This is a genomic window from Roseicyclus amphidinii, assembly GCF_030163755.1.
GTDB classification, from domain to species: Bacteria; Pseudomonadota; Alphaproteobacteria; order Rhodobacterales; family Rhodobacteraceae; genus Roseicyclus; species Roseicyclus amphidinii.
In genome coordinates this window covers 1-17,102 of record NZ_JASJOE010000065.1, presented here as the reverse complement: position 1 = coordinate 17,102, position 17,102 = coordinate 1, and the positions used below count along the sequence as shown (strand labels likewise).

Below are 17,102 nucleotides of genomic sequence, written 5' to 3'. Positions count from 1 at the left end.
CGGCTGGTGCTGGAACGGCACCTGTGCATCGACACGACGGCAGCGGGCGGCAATGCCGCCCTGCTGGCGGCGTCGGGCTGAGCGCCCGGCCCGCGCGCGCGGGCCGCCCTTCGGAAAACGCATGTTTTCCGCCGGGTCCCGTCAGGGAAAGCGGCGCTCGGGCTGGCCCTGTCGCTGTCCGACGAAAGGGAGGCGCGACGGGGAAAGTCACAAGAATGGCGGCGCCGCCAAGGGCGGCTTCCGTCACGGGCCACGGTATCGACGTGGCCCGCCTGTTGTCCGGCTCTGATCGGCCCGCCACCGCCGCGCCCTTGTCAGGGGTAAGCGGGGCCGCGGAACGGAAACCTTGGGGTGGCAAGCGGCGTCACCCGCCCACCGGACATGTCCATGGGCGGGAACACTCGCACGGAAAGGTTGAAGAACGGTGAAGACCGGTCAGCTTTCCGGCGCGTTCGGGTCGCGGTAGACGCCCTGCGCCTCCAGCGCTTCGATCACCTCGGCGGGCATGTAGGTCTCGTCGTGGCGCGCGAGGATCTCGGTCGCCTCGAAGGTGCCGTCCACCAGCCGCCCGGTGCCTACCATCCCCTCGCCCTCGCCGAAAAGGTCGGGCAGGATACCGGTATAGGTCACCGGGATGGATGCGCCGCCGTCGGTGACGCGAAAGCTGATCGTCTCGCCGCCGCCGCGGATCAGGGTGCCTTCCTCGACCAGCCCGCCGATGCGGAACACCTCGGTGGGCGGCGGCGGATTGTCCACGATTTCCGAGGGCGGACGGAAGAAGTTGATCCCGTCGCGCATCGCGTAACCGATCAGCCCCGCCGACAGCGTAAGCGCCGCGGTGGCGGCCATGATGATCTGGATCCGGCGTTGTTTCTTCAGGCCCCGCATGGGTCGGTCTCTCCTCTCAGACGCTGGCGGGCGCACTGCGCCCCTGTCCGGCCTGCCCTCCGGTGCCTCATATGTGGCCCCTCGCGGGGCGTCTGTCGAGGGGGAGCGGCGGCATCGGCCCATCTGCCGCATGACCTGCCGCGGCGAAACCGGCACCATGGAACGGCGCGGGCCCGCCCTGCCCCGCGGCTGCCCGGTGCTACCCGGCCGGGGCCGCTTCGAACTCGATCCGGCGGCGCAGGAACTGCGTGGCCTTGTTCGACACCGATTTCGCATCCCCCGTGGTCAGGAATTTCGACACGGTTCCCGGCCCGACCTTGTCGGGGTGCCGGGCGAGGTAATCGGCCAGCGCCTCGGCCACGAGGTCGGGTTGCGAATAGACCGCCACATCGGGGCCGAGCGCGTCGCGGAACACCTCTTCGACCAGCGGGTAATGGGTGCAGCCGAGGATCGCCGCCTGCGGCTTGGGCATCCGGCGCATCAGCGATTCCACATGGCTGCGCACCAGCGCATCGGCCAGGATCATGTCCCCCATCTCGATCGCGTCGACGACGCCCGCGCAGGGCTGCGCCTCGACATCGACGCCGATGGCGCGGAAGGCCAGCTCGCGCTGGAAGGCGCGGCTCGAGACGGTGGCCGGCGTGGCGAAGAGCGCGACGGTCTCCACGGCGACGGGCCGCGGGGGCGAGTTGTCGCCCCATTTGCGTTCCGTCAGCGCCTCGATCAGCGGCACGAAGACACCCAGCACCCGCTTGTCGCGCGGCACCCAGCCTTCCTGCATCCGCCGCAGCGCCGCGGCCGAGGCGGTGTTGCAGGCAAGGATGACAAGGTCGCAACCCTGGTCGAACAGCGCCTGCACGCCCTGCGTCGTCAGGTCGTAGATATCGTCCGCGTCGCGCACGCCGTAAGGCGCGTGCGCATTGTCGCCGAAATAGACCAGCGGCGTGTCGGGCAGGCGTTTGACCACCGCGTCAAGCACGGTCAACCCGCCCAGCCCACTGTCGAAAATCCCGACCGCCATCAATACCTGTCCTTCAATGCGCCGCGCACGCGGCCCGCCGATTGGTCCGGGTCGCGGTGGCGATCCTCGAACTCGAAGCCCCGCGCGCGCGCATCCAGCGGCCGGGGACTGAGCGCATAGGTGGTTTCACGCAGGAAATCCATCATCGCCTTCGCGTCGCGGGCGTAGGGCTCGAGGGCCGCGCGCGGGATCGGGTCGCCGATCACCACCTCCACGGGGCTGTTCACCCGGGCCCGGAATTCCTTGATCAGAAGGCCCATGCGCAGCGTCGTGTGCAGGTGGCTCATCAGCTGGAACAGGCGCGAGTTGTGGCCGTCGAAGAAGACCGGCACCACGGTGGCGTCGGACTTGGCGATCATCCGCGCCGTGAAGCTGCGCCAGCCGGGGTCCATCGGCCGCCCGAAGGGCCGCGCCGCGGTCGAGACGGTGCCGCCGGGAAAGATGCCGATGGCGCCCCCGTCGGCCAGGTAGCGCAGCGCGGTCTTGCGCGTCTCGATGTTGAGGGCCAAGGCCTCCTTCGTCTCGTCGAAGGAGATCGGCAGGATGATCCGCTCGATATCCTCGGCCTTGCGGAAGATGCGATGGGCGAGGATGCGGAAATCGCCCCGCGCCTGCGCCAGGATATGGCCCATCATCAGCCCGTCGAGGATGCCGTAGGGGTGGTTGGCGATCATCACGACGGGGCCTTCGGCGGGGATGGTCGACAGGCTGCCGCCGGTCACCCGCAGCTCCAGCCCGTAACGTTCGACCATGACCTCCCAGAAATCGCGGCCCTGCCGCACCTCGCTGTCATAGCCCTGGGCCTTGCGGATCAGGCCGATGCGGCCGGTCGCGTTCTCCATCACGCGGATCATCGCCCGCCCCCCGCGCGAGGCGGCCGAGGAGGCATAGGAAATCTCGCGCGCCACGGCGCGGCTGTCCGGGGATCGGTCACGGCGGGGCATGGCGCGGGTCGTCCTGTTCGCTCTGGCCTGTGGAGGCGGTTTAGCCGCAGCGCGCGAGTCGGTCCAGCGCGTTACGCCCGCCTCCAGCCCCAAAGGCAGATCAGCTCCATCGCCACATGGGCCGCGGCCACCGCGGTGATGTTCGCGTGGTCATAGGGCGGCGAGACCTCGACCACGTCGCCCCCCACCAGGTTGATCCCCGCCAGCCCGCGCAGGATCGCCGCCGCCTCGCGGCTCGACAGGCCCCCCCAGACCGGCGTGCCGGTGCCCGGCGCATGGGCGGGGTCGAGCGCGTCGATGTCGAAACTCAGGTAGACCGGATGGTCGCCGACCTTGGCCCGCAGCGCCTCGGCCACCGCCGCCGTGCCGCGCGCGCCCACCGCCTGCGCGTCGATGATCTCGATGCCGAGATTGTCCTCGACCACGGTGCGGATGCCCACATGGGCCGAGCGGGTGACGTCGATCAGCCCCTCCTTCACCGCGGTGTAGCAGAAGGTGCCGTGGTCGATCCGCGCCGGATCGTCATCCGGCCAGGTGTCGGTATGCGCGTCGAACTGGATCAGCGCCAGCGGCCCGTGTTTCGCCGCCTGCGCCCGCAGGATCGGCAGCGTGATCGAATGATCCCCCCCCAGCGCGATGCAGGCGGCCCCCGCCCCGAGAATGCCCGCAACATGCGCCTCGATCCGTGCGGGCACATCGGCCGTATGGGCATAGTCGAAGGCCATGTCGCCGTGATCGGCGATGGCGAAACGCTCGAGCGGCGAGAACCCGTCCCAGCCGTAGGGCGGATCAAAGGGTTGCAAGAGCGAGGCCTCGCGGATCGCCCGCGGCCCCAGCCGGGTGCCGGGCCGGTGCGTCACCGCCTGGTCGAAGGGGATGCCGGTCACCGCGAGGTCGACGCCCGCAAGGTCCTTGGCATAGCGCCGCCTGAGAAAACTGGGCACCCCGGCAAAGGCGTTCTCGTAGGCAAGCCCCTTCAGCTCCGTCGCGGTGATCGCGCGGTCGACCTCGTGCTTCGCATCTTCCAGTGCCATGACGCTCCCTCCGGTCCGACGCACCTTCGCTGCCCGCTTCCGCGGCGAAAGGCAAGCGCGCGCGTGACTTTCGCGCCCTTGCCGCTAGCTGCCGCTTGGGGCACACCCGCCCGGCAGGCAGAGTTACGGGAGACAGGACAGATGACCGACCGTCAGGACGGGGAGCAGGCGCTGCGCGACGCCTTTCTCGAGGGGATGAGCCGGTCGGCGGCCAGCGTCTCGGTCGTCACCACCGACGGGCCCGCGGGGCGTGGCGGCGTGACGGTCTCGGCGATGACCTCGATCTCGGCGGAAGGCGAATTTCCGACGATGCTCACCTGCCTCAACGCCACCTCCTCGGCGCTGCCGCTGGTGCTGGAGAACGGCTGTTTCTGCATCAACGTGCTGCGCACCGGGCAGACCGACATCTCGGATGTCTTTTCCTCGCGCAGGCCCGCGCCGGGCGGCGACAAGTTCAACGCGGTGAAAGTGGCAACGCTCGTCACCGGCGCGCCGCATCTAACCGAGGCGCTGGTCAGCTTCGACTGCCGCCTGATCTCGGCGGAAAAGATCGGCACCCACCATATCTGCATCGGCGCGGTCGAGGCCGTGCGCACATCTCCCGAGGGCGACCCGCTGCTTTACGGGATGCGCAGATACCTGCGCCCCGAGGATCACTGACCCCTTCTCCGTTTCGGAAATATCCCGGGGGAATCCCGAAGGGATGGGGGCAGAGCCCCCCCGAATTTTCGTACGAAAATTCACACCCTCAAACGGAATTTTCGTACGAAAATTCGCACCCGCGCCGCGTCAGCGGCGCGCCCCCCGCCCTTCGGATTTCGCCCCGAAATCCGCGCCCGTCAGCCGCTCACCGGCAGGGCCCGCTCGGCGAGCCGCGCCAGCAGGCTCGCCCCGATCGGCAGCAGATCATCGTTGAAATCGTAGCGCGTGTTGTGCAACCCCGCCCCCGGCCCCGCGCCCACGAAGAGGTAGGCCCCCGGACGCGCCTCGAGCATGTAGGCGAAATCCTCCGCCCCCATCTCGCGGCCGGAGTGTCCATCGACCAGCCCTTCGCCCACGACCTCGGCTGCCACCTCGGCGGCGAACTCGGCGCGGGCGGCGTCGTTGATCGTGGCGGGATAGCCGATCTCGTAGTCGAGCGTGGCGGAGACCCCGAAGCTCGCCGCCTGCCCCGCCACGATCTCCTCCATCCGGCGGATCACCATCTCCTGCACCGCCCGGTCGAAGGTCCGCACCGTGCCGTTGATCATCGCGCCGCCGGGGATCACGTTGTTCGTCGTCCCCGCGTGGATCTGCGTCACCGAGACGACGAGGTCGTCGAGCGCGTAATGGTTGCGCGACACGATCGTCTGGATCGCTTGCACCATCGAGACCGCCGCCGGGATCGGGTCGGCGGTCTCGTGCGGCATGGCGCCGTGCCCGCCGCGCCCCTCGATGTGGATGGTGAACTCGTCCACCGCCGCCATGATCGGCCCGGGCGTGGTCAACACCTGCCCCAGCGCCAGCCCCGGCGCGTTGTGCAGCGCGTAGACCTCGGCGATGTCGAAGCGGTCCATCACGCCTTCCTCGACCATCACGCCCGCCCCGCCGCCGTCTTCCTCGGCGGGCTGGAAGATCAGCGCGACCTTGCCCCGGAACGCCCGCGTCTCGGCCAGGTAGGCCGCAGCGCCCAGCAGCATCGCGGTATGCCCGTCATGCCCGCAGGCATGCATCGCGCCGGGCACTTCTGACGCATGGGCCACGCCCGTCTCCTCGGTCATCGGCAGCGCGTCCATGTCGGCGCGCAGGCCCACCACCGGGCCCGGCCCCTGCCCTTCGATCAACGCCACGATGCCGGTTTTCGCAATCCCCTCGTGGATCTCGTCCACCCCGATCTCGCGCAGCCTTGCCGCCACGAAGGCAGCCGTCCCGACGCAGTCGAAGGCAATCTCGGGATGCGCGTGCAGGTGCCTGCGCCAGCCGGTCATGGTCTCGTGCAGTCCTGCGATGCGGTTGATGACGGGCATGTGCTGGACTCCGGGGGATGGGTTGGCTCTAAGGGGCCGAGACTGTCACGGAGACGCGGCACCCGCAATGGACGACCTTGCCACCCTGCCCCCGCTCGAACGGCTGCGCACGATCATGGCGCGCCTGCGCGACCCCGTCACGGGCTGCCCCTGGGACGTGGAACAGACCTTCGCCACCATCGCGCCCTACACGATCGAAGAGGCCTACGAGGTCGCCGACGCGATCGAGCGGCAGGATTGGGACGAGCTGAAGGGCGAGCTGGGGGATTTGCTGTTCCAGTCGGTCTTCCATGCCCGGATGGCCGAGGAAGCGGGGCTGTTCGACCTCGACGACGTGGCGGGCGCCATCGCCGACAAGATGATCGCGCGGCATCCCCATGTCTTCGGCGAGGAGAGCAACGCGAAATCCGCCGAGCAGCAGGTCGCCGATTGGGAAAGCGTCAAGGCGGCCGAGCGGGCGGCGAAGGCCCGCGGCGGTGTGCTCGATGACGTGGCCATGGGCCTGCCCGCGCTGATGCGGGCGGAAAAGCTGCAGAAGCGCGCGGCGCGCGTCGGCTTCGACTGGCCCGAGATCGGGCATGTGATCGACAAGATCGCCGAGGAGGCGCGCGAGCTGGCCGAGGCGCGCGAGACGCTGCCGCAGGACAAGATCGAGGAGGAGATGGGCGACCTGCTCTTCGTCATGGCCAACCTCGCCCGGCATCTGAAGGTCGATCCCGAAACCGCGCTGCGCCGGGCCAATGCGAAATTCACCCTCCGCTTCGCCCATATCGAGGCGGAGCTGGCCAAGCGGGGCAAGCGCCCCGAGGACAGCGACCTGGCCGAGATGGACGCGCTCTGGGATGCGGCCAAGGCCGCCGGTCTCTGACCCTCGCCCGGCGGGGGGATCGCGCCATATCCGGCGCATGCGCGCCCTTCTCCTGTCCCTGACCCTTGCCACGCCCGCGCAGGCCGCGACGCTGCATTGCCTTGCCGGGCCGCCGGGGGTGATGCTGACGCTCTCGGACGACACCGCGCTGCTCGACTATCTCGGCGACGGTCGCTTCGCGCTCTCCCCGCCCCTCGACCGCCTGCCCGAGCTGTTCGCACGCCACGAGATCGCCACCGCGGGCGGGCCGCTGCCGGTGTTCCTCAGCCGCGAGAGCTGCCGCATCTTCGGGCTGGACTTGCCCTTTGCCGTGGAACTGGGCATTCCCACGGACGAGGGCCGCAGCCCGGTCCGGGGCTGCTGCAGGGAGATCACACCATGAGCCAGACCGCCGCCGCCCCGCTCGAGGCGCCGCACCAGCCGTTGCGCGCGGCGCTTTGGATGCTGGGCGCGATCGTGGCATTCTCGTCGATGGCGGTGGCGGGGCGCGAGGCCTCGCTCGAGCTCGACACCTTCGAGATGATGACATACCGCTCGATCATCGGGGTGGTTGTCGTGCTGGCGGTGGGGGCCGCGGCGGGCACGCTGGGCCAGATCACGACGCGGCACATGGGGGTGCATGTGTTCCGCAACCTCGCCCATTTCACCGGGCAGAACCTGTGGTTCTACGCCGTCACGGTGGCCCCCCTCGCGCTGGTCTTCGCGCTCGAGTTCACCTCGCCGCTCTGGACGATGGTCTTCGCCGCGATCTTCCTCGGCGAGCGGCTGACGCGGTGGAAGGTGCTGGCGGGCGTTCTGGGCTTCACCGGCGTGCTGATCGTGGTGCAACCGGGCGCGCAGGCGATCTCGGTGGGGATGGTCGCGGCGGCGACGGCGGCGGTGTTCTTCGCCACCACGGCGATCCTGACCAAGCGGCTGACACGGACGGAATCGATCACCTGTATCCTGTTCTGGCTGACGGTGATCCAACTGGGCGTGGGGCTGGTGGCCTGCCTCTGGGACGGCGACATGGCTGTGCCCTCGGCGGCGATGCTGCCTTGGCTGATGGTCATCGGGCTGGGCGGGCTGACCGCGCATTTCTGCCTGACCACGGCGCTTTCCATCGCGCCGGCCTCGGTCGTGATGCCGATGGATTTCGCCCGGCTTCCGGCCATCGCGGTGGTGGGCGTGGTGCTTTACGCCGAGCCGCTGGAATGGGGGGTACTGCTGGGGGCCGTGCTTATTTTCGGGGCGAATTACCTCAACATCCTGACCAGCGGCCGCCGGGCGCGCGCGGGTCGCCCCCTGTAGCAGAACGGACACAGACGCCCTGCGTCATGGCGACCGGATGGGGCGTGACGTCGCGGAAGAATTGACGAAATCGAAACGATCACGGCTAAGACTGGAATGGACATGTCGGGACAGTTGGGGAGGACAACCATGAACCGCATCGCAGCCGCCAGCGCGGCGCTTCTGGCAACGACGGCACTTGCGCAGGCGGGGGGGCTGGATCGGAACACGCTGGGCACGGGCTTCCTGTTTGAAAGCGGCACCTACCTCGAGCTGGGTTTCTCAACCGTCTCGCCCACGGTGTCCGGCACCCTTGCTTCCAACGGCACTCCGTCGGGCGATATTGCTCCAAGCTACAATTTCGCCACTCTCAGCTACACGCAGGAGGTCACCGACACGCTGACCTTCGGTCTTGTCGTCGATGCGCCCTATGGCGCGGACGTGGCCTACAACGGTGTGTTCGCCACGACCGGTTATCCCTTCGCCGGGTCCGAAGCCGAGATCCGCACCCAGCAACTGACGGCTGCCTTGCGCGCAGGTCTGACCGACAATCTCTCGGTCTACGGCGGCTTGCGTGCCCTCCGCATCCAGGGGGATGCCTATGTGACGGCATTGGGCGGCGTGATCACCAACCCGGCGGTCGGGGTGAGCGGCTTCAACTACGAACTGACGGCCGATAGCGATTGGTCCTTGGGCTACATGCTCGGTGGTGCCTACGAGATCCCCGAGATCGCTTTGCGCGTGGCCGTGACCTATTTCTCCGAGATCAAGTCGACCCTTTCGGGAACCGAGGGGGCAGACCCCCTCTTCAGCCCGGTGCAGAACCCGCTGGACACGCAGCAAGTCCTTGCTGCAATCGGACAACTCGCACCTCTGCTCGGCCAACCGGTCTCGTCCGGCAACGTTGCCCCGACCCGTTTTGACGTGACGATGCCGCAATCCCTGCTGGTCGAAGCACAGTCGGGCATCGCCCCGGGCACGCTGCTCTTCGGCTCGGTCCGTTGGACCAACTGGGACGGCTTCGACATCACTCCGAACGCCTATCCCGGCGTGTCGCTGGTGGATTACGAAAACGACGTCTGGACCTGGTCGCTCGGTGTCGGTCGCCGGATCAATGACGATCTCGCGGTGTCGGCCTCGCTCGGCTACGAGGCACAGCTGGGCGGGTTCTCCGGCAACCTGGGTCCGACCGACGGGCGTATGTCGCTGGGCATCGGAGCCGAATACCAGATCACCGATACGGTCAGCCTTGCGGGCGGCGTGCAGTGGAGCAAGATCGGCGATGCGCAGACCGAAGGGTCGCCCGACACCGTTCTTGCCAACTTCACCAACAACGACGCGCTGGCCGCGGGGATCCGCCTCGGCATCCAGTTCTGACATCGCCGCACAGGCAAAAAACATACCCCCGCGCCGCAGGCGCGGGGGTTTTTTCTTGCCTGCCTGACCGCGGAATCAGAGCCGCCGGAACGCCTGTTCCTGCCGCGCGGTCCACAGGACCACGAGACGCGTCTCGTCCTCGCCCGCCTTTTCGCTCTCGACAACGCCCTGCGCGTAAAGCCAGGCGCGCCTGCGCCCGTCTTCGTGGCCCAGCCGAACCTCGGCGCGGTGGCGGGGCGGCGAGAGCGTGTCGGAGACCGCCGCGAGCAGCGGCCCCAGCCCCTCGCCCGTCAGCGCCGAGACCGGGAAGACCAGCGGGCGGCGGGCGGCCATGGCGGGCAGCGCCGCCGCGGCCTCGCCCTGCACGAGGTCCATCTTGTTCCAGACCTCGAGCATCGGTGCGGTCTCGGACACGCCCAGATCGCGCAGGATCGCGTGAACCTCGGCGGCCTGTTCCTCGGTCTCGGGGTGGCTGATGTCGCGGACATGGAGGATCAGGTCGGCGTCCAGAACCTCCTCCAGCGTGGCGCGGAAGGCAGCGACCAGCTGCGTCGGCAGGTCGCTGATGAAGCCCACGGTGTCCGACAGGATCACCTCGGTCCCGTCGGGCAGTTCGACGCCGCGCATGGTCGGGTCGAGCGTGGCGAAGAGCATGTCCTTGGCCATGACATCCGCGCCGGTCAGCCGGTTGAACAGCGTGGATTTCCCCGCGTTGGTGTAGCCCACCAGCGCCACGATGGGATAAGGCACCTTTTTCCGCGCCTCGCGGTGCAGCGCGCGGGTCTTCACCACCTTGGACAGCTGGCGGCGAATACGCGTCACCGCCTCGTCGATGGCGCGCCTGTCGGCCTCGATCTGGGTCTCGCCGGGGCCGCCCACGAAGCCGAGGCCGCCGCGCTGGCGTTCCAGGTGTGTCCATGCGCGCACCAGCCGCGTGCGCTGGTAGCTGAGCGCCGCAAGCTCCACCTGCAGCACGCCCTCGCGCGTGGCGGCGCGGTCGGCGAAGATCTCGAGGATCAGCCCGGTCCGGTCGAGCAGCTTGACCCCCCATTCCTTCTCGAGGTTGCGCTGCTGCACGGGTGTCACCGGCCCGTCGATCAGCACGAGGCCGACCTCGAGCGCCTTGATCCGCTCCTTCAGCTCGGCGATCTTGCCGGTCCCGAACAACAGCCCCGGCTGCGCGCGTGGCAGGCGCACGATCATCGCGTCGGCGACCTCGAGATCGGGCAGCGCCGCGGCAAGCGCCACGGCCTCGCCCAGTGCGGGGCCCGCTTCGCGCCTCGAGCGGTCCGAGGTGATGTCGGGATGCAGCACGAGGGCGCGCATGGGCCCGGAGCCCATGGCGCTGTCGTCAGATGCGGAAGGGGGCGCGGCTCGGAGGCTCACTCTTCCCCGTCATAAAGATTGATCGGCTGCGCCGGCATCACGGTCGAGATCGCGTGCTTGTAGACCAGCTGGCTCTGCCCGTCGCGGCGCAGAAGCACGCAGAAATTGTCGAACCAGGTGATCACGCCTTGCAGCTTGACCCCGTTGATGAGGAAGATCGTCACCGGAACCTTCGTCTTGCGGACATGGTTGAGAAAGGCGTCCTGAAGGTTCTGTCTGTTTTCGGCCATGTTATTTGCGCCTTCTTGCGTTGGGCTGCCGTTGTCTGGGCAAGTCTGTTGGGGTCCAAATAAGTTCCGTCCCCCATGTGTGCCGGTATTTCGCGGCAAAGATCAACCCTGTGCCTGCACGGCGCGGGTTTCGGCCTATCCGCGCCAGAAGGCCGGGTTGAACACCGCGATCAGAACCAGCGTTTCCATCCGGCCGAGGATCATCGCGGCCGACAGGATCAGCTTGGCCGCATCCGACAGCGCAAGGTAGGAGATCGGCTGGGTTGCCGCCACGGTCGCCAGCGGCCCCGTCGTCGACAGCGCCGAGAGGCCCAGCACCAGCGACGCCTCGAAGGACAGGCCCGTCGCCGCCAGCGCCACCATCACGCCGGCCAGCGACAGCACGAACAGCATGAAGAAGACCCAGGCGATATAGGCGCCCTCGCGGCGGATGCGGCGGCCCAGGCGGCCCGCGCCCGCGACCGCATGGGGGTGGATCAGCCGGTCGATCTCGCGCGCGCCATGCTTGTAGAGCGCGTAGACCCTGAGCAGCTTCAGCCCCCCCGCCGTCGTGGCCACGCCGCCGCCCATGGTCACCAGCGCCACCAGGATCAGGCCCGGCGTCTGCAGCCCCGACCAGCTGCGCGCCTCGGCCCAGCTTTCCGAGACGAAGCCCGTGGTCGTCAGGAAGGACAGCACGGTAAAGACGCTGCCCCAGAGCGCCGCCAGCGCGCCACCGGCATTGGCGAGGTCGTCCACCTCCAGCGCGCCGACCCAGTGCCGCGCGAAGAGAAGCGTCGGCAACACCACCACCGCCGCCAGCGCGATGCGCAGCTCGCGGTCGCGTCCGAGCCGCCGGGCGGTCTCCAGGCCGAACCCGCCCAGCCCCGCGGCAAAGCTGCGCCGCGTCAACGCGAAGACGAAGAAGACGAAGATCAGCACTTCGCCCGCCGCACCCGCGCCACTGCCCTCCAGCCCGCCGGTCGCACTGATCCCCGATGTCGAGAGCGTCGACATCGCGTGGATGACCGCGTGCAGCGGCCGCGCCCCCGACAGCGCAAGGCCGATCGCCAGCACCAGCGTCAGCGTGACATAGACCGGCGTCAGGATGCCCGCCTGCTGCATCAGCCGGTCGCCGGGCGTCTTGGCGCGCATCTGCCCCGGGCCCGCGTCGATGCCGCCGGGCATGTTCGCCTCGGAGGACACCTCGAACCCGCCCAGCGTCAGCGGCTGCAGCACCGCCAGGGCGGTGATCCAGATCAGAAGCCCGCCCAGCCAGGCCACGGTCGCGCGCCACAGGTGGACGGTGTCGGCCAGCCGCGCGGGCTCGAACACCGGCGCGCCGGTGGTGGTCATCGCCGAGACCATGTCGAAATAGACGTTGATCCAGCGCGTCGTGCCCACCAGTTCGGCCATCGGCACGGTCAGCACCGCGGGCATCCACAGGTAGGACAGCAGGAGCGCCACGAGGATGCGCCGCTCGCTCTCCGCGCGGGCGGCCGAGCGGGTGGCAAGCCCGATCAGCGCCGCGGCGATGGCGATCAGGATGCCCGAGTAGAAGAACACCCGCGAGCTGCGGAAATCGCCCACCACCGCGCCATGGACCGCGGGGATCAGTGTCGCCGCTGCCGCGACCGCCAGGAGCAGCACGAAGAACGGAAGGCTGTGCAGCAGGCGGGCCATCGGCTCAGAAGAAATCGATCGAGACCTGGAGCAGCGCCTCGACCGCGGGCACATCGGCGGCCAGCGAGAAGATCACGATGCTGTCGCCCTCTTCGATCCGGGTCGAGCCCGAGGGGCGCACCACCTTGCCCCCCTTCTGCACCGCGCCCACCAGCGCGCCCTCGGGAAAGTCGATCTCGCGGATGCGCTTGCCCGCGATGGACGAGGTCGAGAGCACCTGCGCCTCGATCACCTCGGCCTCGGCGTCGCCGACCGAGTAGACGCCGCGCACCCGCCCGTGCCGGATGTGGCGCAGGATCGAGCTGACCGTGGTGGCGCGCGGATTGACATAGGCGTCGATCCCCAGCGGACCCATCAGCGGCACCATCGTGGGGTCGTTGACCAGCGCGATGGCCAGCCCCGCCCCCGCCGATTTCGCCCGGACCGAGGCCAGCAGGTTGGTCTTGTCGTCATCGGTGACGCACAGCACCGCGTCCACGCGGTCCACCCCCGCCTCGCGCAGCAATTCGATGTCGAGCCCGTCGCCATGCAGCACGATGGTCCGCTCCAGCGCATCGGCGGCCTGCTCGGCGCGGGCCCGCGTCTTCTCGATCACGCGGGTGCGGATGCGCTCGGGCCCCTGCTCCAGCGCGCGCGCCACCGTCAGCCCGACATTGCCGCCCCCCACGATCAGAACGCGCTCGGGGCGCTTGGCGGTCTTGCCGAAGATCTCCAGCGTGCGGCCGGTATCCTCGGCATGGGTGAAGACGTAGATCTGGTCGCCCGCGAAAAGCTGGTCTCCGGGTTCGGGCGCGAACAGCGTCCCGTCCCGCCGCACGCCGACGACCAGCGCCCGCAGCGTCGAGAACAGCTCGGAGAGCTGCCGCAGCGGCGTGTCCAGCACCGGGCAATCGGCATCGAGCTGGATCCCCAGCAGCTTGGCATCCCCCGACAGGAAGCTTTCGGTGTCGAAGGTCGCGGGCGAGCGGATGCGCGCCAGCGCCGCCTGCGCCACCTCCTCCTCGGGCGAGATCACCACGTCGATCGGCAGGTGGTCGCGGCGGTAGAGATCGGAGTAGATCGCGTTCAGGTAGCTCTGCGCGCGCAGCCGCGCGATCTTGCGCGGCACGGCAAAGACGGAATGGGCGACCTGGCAGGTCACCATGTTCACCTCGTCCGAAAAGGTCGCGGCGATGATCATGTCCGCATCCCGCGCGCCGGCACGGTCCAGCACGTCGGGATAGGAGGCAAAGCCGGTCAGCCCCCGCACATCCAGCGTGTCGGTCGCCCGCCGCACGAGATCGGGGTTGTTGTCGACCACCGTCACGTCGTTGTTTTCGGAAGAAAGATGGCGCGCGATCTGCCAGCCGACCTGGCCCGCGCCGCAGATGATGACCTTCATGACCCTTTTGTCCCTGCAGGCCCAAGGCCCTCTGACTGGCACGGGCGGGCGCAGCCGTCAATCCGTCACGACCCTCCGAAGCCCCCCGACCCCGTCCTTCATCTTCCCCCAAATACGGACGGCGACCGGCCCGCCACGGGACTGCCCGTCGGGAAAGGGCACGAAGACCCGACACGGGCGCCCCCGGATTTTCCAAAATCCGTCCCCGCGTCGCGCCGAAGGCGCGCAGGGATGCGCCGCGCGCGCGGCGCGCCCCCTCAGGCCTCGTCCTCGCCGGCCATCTGGCGCGCCCACATCGCGGCGTAGCGCCCGCCCTTGGCCAGAAGCGCGTCATGGGTGCCCTGCTCGACGATCTCGCCCGCGGCCAGGACGAGGATCTGGTCGGCCTCGACCACCGTCGACAGCCGATGCGCGATGGTGATCACCGAGCGCCCCTGCCCCATCATCTTCAGTTCCGACTGGATGTCGCGCTCGGTCTCGGTGTCGAGCGCCGAGGTCGCCTCGTCCAGCAGCAGGATCGGCGGGTCCTTCAGAAGCGTCCGCGCGATGCCCACGCGCTGCTTCTCGCCGCCCGAGAGCTTCAGGCCGCGTTCACCGACAGCCGTGTCGTAGCCTTCGGGCAGGCTCAGGATGAACTCGTGGATGCGCGCAGCCTTCGCCGCGGCCACGATCTCCTCCTCTGTGGCCTCGGCGCGGCCATAGGCGATGTTGTAGCGGATCGTGTCGTTGAACAGCACCGTGTCCTGCGGCACCACGCCGATGGCCCCGTGCAGGCTGTCCTGCGTGATCTCGCGCAGGTCCTGCCCGTCGATGCGGATGCCGCCGCCCGTCACGTCGTAGAACCGGAACAGAAGCCGCCCGATCGTGGACTTGCCCGAGCCCGAGGGGCCGACCAGCGCCACCGTCTCGCCGGGGGCCACGCGGAACGACAGCCCCTTGAGGATCGGCCGCGCCGGGTCATAGGCGAAGCGCACGTCGTCAAAGACCACCTCGGCCCCACCGACCTTGAGCGCGGGCGCGCCGGGTTTGTCCGCAACCTCCTGCGGCTGTTCCAGCAGGTCGAACATCTCGCCCATGTCCACCAGCGATTGCCGGATCTCGCGGTAGACCGTGCCGAGAAAGTTCAAGGGCATGGTGATCTGGATCATGAAGGCGTTGACCATGACGAAATCGCCCACCGTCAACTCGCCCGACTGCACCCCGAGGGCCGCCATGACCATCACGATCACGAGGCCCGCGGTGATGATCAGCGACTGGCCGAAGTTCAGGAAGGCCAGCGTCAGCGCGGTCTTGATCGCCGCCGTCTCGTAGCCGCGCATCGCGCCGTCATAGCGCTCGGCCTCGCGGCGTTCGGCGCCGAAATACTTGACCGTCTCGAAGTTCAGCAGGCTGTCCACCGCCTTCTGGTTGGCGTCGGTGTCCTGGTCGTTCATCTCCTTGCGGATCTTCACCCGCCACTCGGTCACCTTGAAGGTGAACCAGATGTAAAGCCCGATGGTGACGACGAGGACCACGAGATAGGAGATGTCGAAATACGCGCCCAGCACGAGGGCCGTGAGCAGAAGCTCGAGGATCAGCGGGCCGACCGAGAACAGCAGGAAGCGCAGAAGGAACTCCACCCCCTTCACGCCGCGCTCGATGATGCGGGACAGGCCGCCGGTCTTGCGGGTGATGTGGTAGCGCAGGCTGAGCGCGTGGATATGCTGGAAGGTTTCCAGCGCCAGTTGCCTCAGTGCGCGCTGCGCCACGCGCGCGAAGACCGCGTCGCGGAGTTGCTGAAAGCCCACGTTCGCCGCGCGCGCCACGCCATAGGCCACCGTCAGCCCCACCGCGCCGAGGCCCAGCAGGATGGCGGGGTCGCCCCCCTCGCCCGTCAGCGCATCGACCGCCGCCTTGTAGAGGAACGGCGTGCCCAGCGTGACCAGCTTGGCGATGACCAGCATCACCAGCGCGATCACCACGCGGCGTTTCACCCAGGGCTTGTCATCCGGCCAGAGATAGGGCGCGACCTTGCGGATCGTGCGCAGCGCCGAGCGGCGCTCGCGGTCTTCGAACCTGTTGTCGGTGCTGTCGGCGGGTGCGGCTGTGGCGCGGTCGGTTTGGGCTGCGGCTGCGGCTGCGGCTGCTGCGGCAGGGCCTGCGGCCTTGGTGTCGGCTGGCATCGGGTCATCCTTGCGGGCGTCTTGCCCGTTACCTAAGACCCCCCGTCCGGAATGGCCAGTGCGCTTACAGGTCGCTGCCGCCCGCCCCTGCACGCGGCAGATCGGGCAGCGCGAAGATCTGGCCGGGGAAGATCAGGTCGGGGTCGCGGATCTCGCCCCGGTTCTCCTCGAAGATCTGAACATAGAGGATGCCGTCGCCGAAATTCGCCTCAGCGATTCCCCAGAGCGTGAAACCCCGTTGCACGGTGATCACCGACGCGCCGGGGTCGACCAGCATCGGGTTGGCGCGGATGCGGGCGGGATCCTCGCGCAGGAAGGGCGTGGTCACGGTGCGGGTCACGCTGCCGTCGGCGGCCAGCTGCTCGACGCGCAGCGTGTAGGTGCCGGGGTCCACGTCGGGCAGGCCGAGGCTCCATTGCCCGCCCGGTCCGATCTCGCCCATGTTGATGGGCTGGTTGTTCAGCGTCACCCGGACCGACGCCTCGGAGGGGCCGCGGCCCGCAAGGGTCACGTCGCCGGTGACATCATAGGTGATCGCGTCGAGCCGGATCTCGGTCTGCGCCGCTGGCGCGGAGCCCGGACCCTGCAACACGCGCACCTCGCCCGCTTCGACCATCAGGATCGCGGGGGCCTGCGGCGCGGCCTCGGGGGCCGCAACCGGGCTGTCGCCCTGCGGGGGCCCGGCGATGCTGGCCGTTGCGGCCGGATCGGTGCCCGGTCCGGGCGGTGCGGAGACGCCCGCCGGCGCATCCGGCAGGGCCGCACTGGCGACATCGGCGTTAGGGGTGCTGCCCGGCTCGGCGGGAACCGGCGCTTGCGCCTCCGCGATCACCGCTGCCGCATCGCCCGGTGCCGGCGTGGCGGGCGGGCTGCT

At 68.9% G+C, this 17,102-nt stretch carries 16 protein-coding genes; 5 read left to right on the top strand and 11 right to left on the bottom strand.

Annotated elements, in window-relative coordinates:
- Nucleotides 1-435: 435 nt before the first annotated feature.
- From ccmE to speB, 4 genes are all read right to left on the bottom strand, one after another.
- Nucleotides 436-888, bottom strand: coding sequence for a cytochrome c maturation protein CcmE (ccmE, locus tag QQK83_RS16250; RefSeq protein ID WP_284266073.1), 453 nt, complete (start codon nucleotides 886-888; stop codon nucleotides 436-438).
- A gap of 199 nt (nucleotides 889-1,087) precedes the next feature.
- Nucleotides 1,088-1,909 carry a glutamate racemase gene (locus QQK83_RS16245; protein WP_284266072.1) on the bottom strand — a complete coding sequence of 274 codons (822 nt, stop codon included), beginning with the start codon at nucleotides 1,907-1,909 and terminating at the stop codon, nucleotides 1,088-1,090.
- Entirely contained in the window at nucleotides 1,909-2,853 is a 945-nt protein-coding gene (locus QQK83_RS16240) for a lysophospholipid acyltransferase family protein (RefSeq protein ID WP_284266071.1), read from the bottom strand. The genes QQK83_RS16245 and QQK83_RS16240 overlap by 1 nt, the downstream gene beginning before the upstream one ends.
- 71 nt (nucleotides 2,854-2,924) lie before the next feature.
- The gene (gene speB, locus QQK83_RS16235) at nucleotides 2,925-3,887 is read right to left on the bottom strand and encodes an agmatinase (RefSeq protein ID WP_284266070.1); all 963 of its coding nucleotides are present in this window, start codon (nucleotides 3,885-3,887) and stop codon (nucleotides 2,925-2,927) included.
- Between the two features lie 141 nt (nucleotides 3,888-4,028).
- On the opposite strand from speB, the gene QQK83_RS16230 reads away from it, so the two are divergent.
- On the top strand, nucleotides 4,029-4,547 hold the full coding sequence (locus tag QQK83_RS16230; protein WP_284266069.1) for a flavin reductase family protein: 519 nt from the start codon (nucleotides 4,029-4,031) through the stop codon (nucleotides 4,545-4,547).
- Nucleotides 4,548-4,726: 179 nt separating this feature from the next.
- On the opposite strand, the gene QQK83_RS16225 is transcribed toward QQK83_RS16230, so the two are convergent.
- Nucleotides 4,727-5,893: a M20 aminoacylase family protein gene (locus tag QQK83_RS16225; RefSeq protein WP_284266068.1), complete on the bottom strand. Its 1,167-nt coding sequence runs from the start codon at nucleotides 5,891-5,893 to the stop codon at nucleotides 4,727-4,729.
- A 67-nt stretch (nucleotides 5,894-5,960) separates the two neighbouring features.
- Here QQK83_RS16225 and mazG point away from each other — a divergent pair, with 67 nt between their 5' ends.
- The 4 genes from mazG to QQK83_RS16205 all read left to right on the top strand — a co-directional run bounded on the left by mazG (nucleotide 5,961) and on the right by QQK83_RS16205 (nucleotide 9,407).
- Nucleotides 5,961-6,761, top strand: a complete 801-nt coding sequence (gene mazG, locus QQK83_RS16220) for a nucleoside triphosphate pyrophosphohydrolase (protein WP_284266067.1) — start codon at nucleotides 5,961-5,963, stop codon at nucleotides 6,759-6,761.
- A 37-nt stretch (nucleotides 6,762-6,798) separates the two neighbouring features.
- Complete coding sequence (locus QQK83_RS16215; protein WP_284266066.1) at nucleotides 6,799-7,143, top strand: hypothetical protein; 345 nt, start codon at nucleotides 6,799-6,801, stop codon at nucleotides 7,141-7,143.
- The gene (locus QQK83_RS16210) at nucleotides 7,140-8,051 is read left to right on the top strand and encodes a DMT family transporter (RefSeq protein ID WP_284266065.1); all 912 of its coding nucleotides are present in this window, start codon (nucleotides 7,140-7,142) and stop codon (nucleotides 8,049-8,051) included. The genes QQK83_RS16215 and QQK83_RS16210 overlap by 4 nt, the downstream gene beginning before the upstream one ends.
- A gap of 129 nt (nucleotides 8,052-8,180) precedes the next feature.
- Nucleotides 8,181-9,407, top strand: coding sequence for an OmpP1/FadL family transporter (locus tag QQK83_RS16205; protein ID WP_284266064.1), 1,227 nt, complete (start codon nucleotides 8,181-8,183; stop codon nucleotides 9,405-9,407).
- Nucleotides 9,408-9,482: 75 nt separating this feature from the next.
- On the opposite strand, the gene hflX is transcribed toward QQK83_RS16205, so the two are convergent.
- The 6 genes from hflX to QQK83_RS16175 all read right to left on the bottom strand — a co-directional run.
- The gene (hflX, locus tag QQK83_RS16200; protein ID WP_284266063.1) at nucleotides 9,483-10,748 is read right to left on the bottom strand and encodes a GTPase HflX; all 1,266 of its coding nucleotides are present in this window, start codon (nucleotides 10,746-10,748) and stop codon (nucleotides 9,483-9,485) included.
- 41 nt (nucleotides 10,749-10,789) lie between these two features.
- A complete protein-coding gene (gene hfq, locus QQK83_RS16195; protein WP_284266062.1) occupies nucleotides 10,790-11,023 on the bottom strand; it encodes an RNA chaperone Hfq in 234 nt (77 codons plus the stop codon).
- A gap of 135 nt (nucleotides 11,024-11,158) precedes the next feature.
- On the bottom strand, nucleotides 11,159-12,685 hold the full coding sequence (locus QQK83_RS16190; RefSeq protein ID WP_284266061.1) for a TrkH family potassium uptake protein: 1,527 nt from the start codon (nucleotides 12,683-12,685) through the stop codon (nucleotides 11,159-11,161).
- A 4-nt stretch (nucleotides 12,686-12,689) separates the two neighbouring features.
- The gene (gene trkA / locus QQK83_RS16185; protein WP_284266060.1) at nucleotides 12,690-14,066 is read right to left on the bottom strand and encodes a Trk system potassium transporter TrkA; all 1,377 of its coding nucleotides are present in this window, start codon (nucleotides 14,064-14,066) and stop codon (nucleotides 12,690-12,692) included.
- Between the two features lie 257 nt (nucleotides 14,067-14,323).
- Nucleotides 14,324-16,228, bottom strand: coding sequence for an ABCB family ABC transporter ATP-binding protein/permease (locus QQK83_RS16180; protein ID WP_284266059.1), 1,905 nt, complete (start codon nucleotides 16,226-16,228; stop codon nucleotides 14,324-14,326).
- A 64-nt stretch (nucleotides 16,229-16,292) separates the two neighbouring features.
- On the bottom strand, nucleotides 16,293-17,102 hold an 810-nt coding region (locus QQK83_RS16175; protein ID WP_284266058.1), incomplete at its 5' end, for a LysM peptidoglycan-binding domain-containing protein.

What these genes read in the sequence shown, in the direction of transcription:
- hfq (WP_284266062.1), bottom strand. Translation starts at nt 11,023, where the DNA reads ATGGCCGAAAACAGACAGAACCTTCAGGACGCCTTTCTCAACCATGTC.
- QQK83_RS16190 (WP_284266061.1), bottom strand. Translation starts at nt 12,685, where the DNA reads ATGGCCCGCCTGCTGCACAGCCTTCCGTTCTTCGTGCTGCTCCTGGCG.
- speB (WP_284266070.1), bottom strand. Translation starts at nt 3,887, where the DNA reads ATGGCACTGGAAGATGCGAAGCACGAGGTCGACCGCGCGATCACCGCG.
- QQK83_RS16225 (WP_284266068.1), bottom strand. Translation starts at nt 5,893, where the DNA reads ATGCCCGTCATCAACCGCATCGCAGGACTGCACGAGACCATGACCGGC.
- QQK83_RS16205 (WP_284266064.1), top strand. Translation starts at nt 8,181, where the DNA reads ATGAACCGCATCGCAGCCGCCAGCGCGGCGCTTCTGGCAACGACGGCA.
- QQK83_RS16240 (WP_284266071.1), bottom strand. Translation starts at nt 2,853, where the DNA reads ATGCCCCGCCGTGACCGATCCCCGGACAGCCGCGCCGTGGCGCGCGAG.
- QQK83_RS16215 (WP_284266066.1), top strand. Translation starts at nt 6,799, where the DNA reads ATGCGCGCCCTTCTCCTGTCCCTGACCCTTGCCACGCCCGCGCAGGCC.
- QQK83_RS16180 (WP_284266059.1), bottom strand. Translation starts at nt 16,228, where the DNA reads ATGCCAGCCGACACCAAGGCCGCAGGCCCTGCCGCAGCAGCCGCAGCC.
- ccmE (WP_284266073.1), bottom strand. Translation starts at nt 888, where the DNA reads ATGCGGGGCCTGAAGAAACAACGCCGGATCCAGATCATCATGGCCGCC.
- QQK83_RS16210 (WP_284266065.1), top strand. Translation starts at nt 7,140, where the DNA reads ATGAGCCAGACCGCCGCCGCCCCGCTCGAGGCGCCGCACCAGCCGTTG.
- mazG (WP_284266067.1), top strand. Translation starts at nt 5,961, where the DNA reads ATGGACGACCTTGCCACCCTGCCCCCGCTCGAACGGCTGCGCACGATC.
- trkA (WP_284266060.1), bottom strand. Translation starts at nt 14,066, where the DNA reads ATGAAGGTCATCATCTGCGGCGCGGGCCAGGTCGGCTGGCAGATCGCG.
- hflX (WP_284266063.1), bottom strand. Translation starts at nt 10,748, where the DNA reads ATGGGCTCCGGGCCCATGCGCGCCCTCGTGCTGCATCCCGACATCACC.
- QQK83_RS16245 (WP_284266072.1), bottom strand. Translation starts at nt 1,909, where the DNA reads ATGGCGGTCGGGATTTTCGACAGTGGGCTGGGCGGGTTGACCGTGCTT.
- QQK83_RS16230 (WP_284266069.1), top strand. Translation starts at nt 4,029, where the DNA reads ATGACCGACCGTCAGGACGGGGAGCAGGCGCTGCGCGACGCCTTTCTC.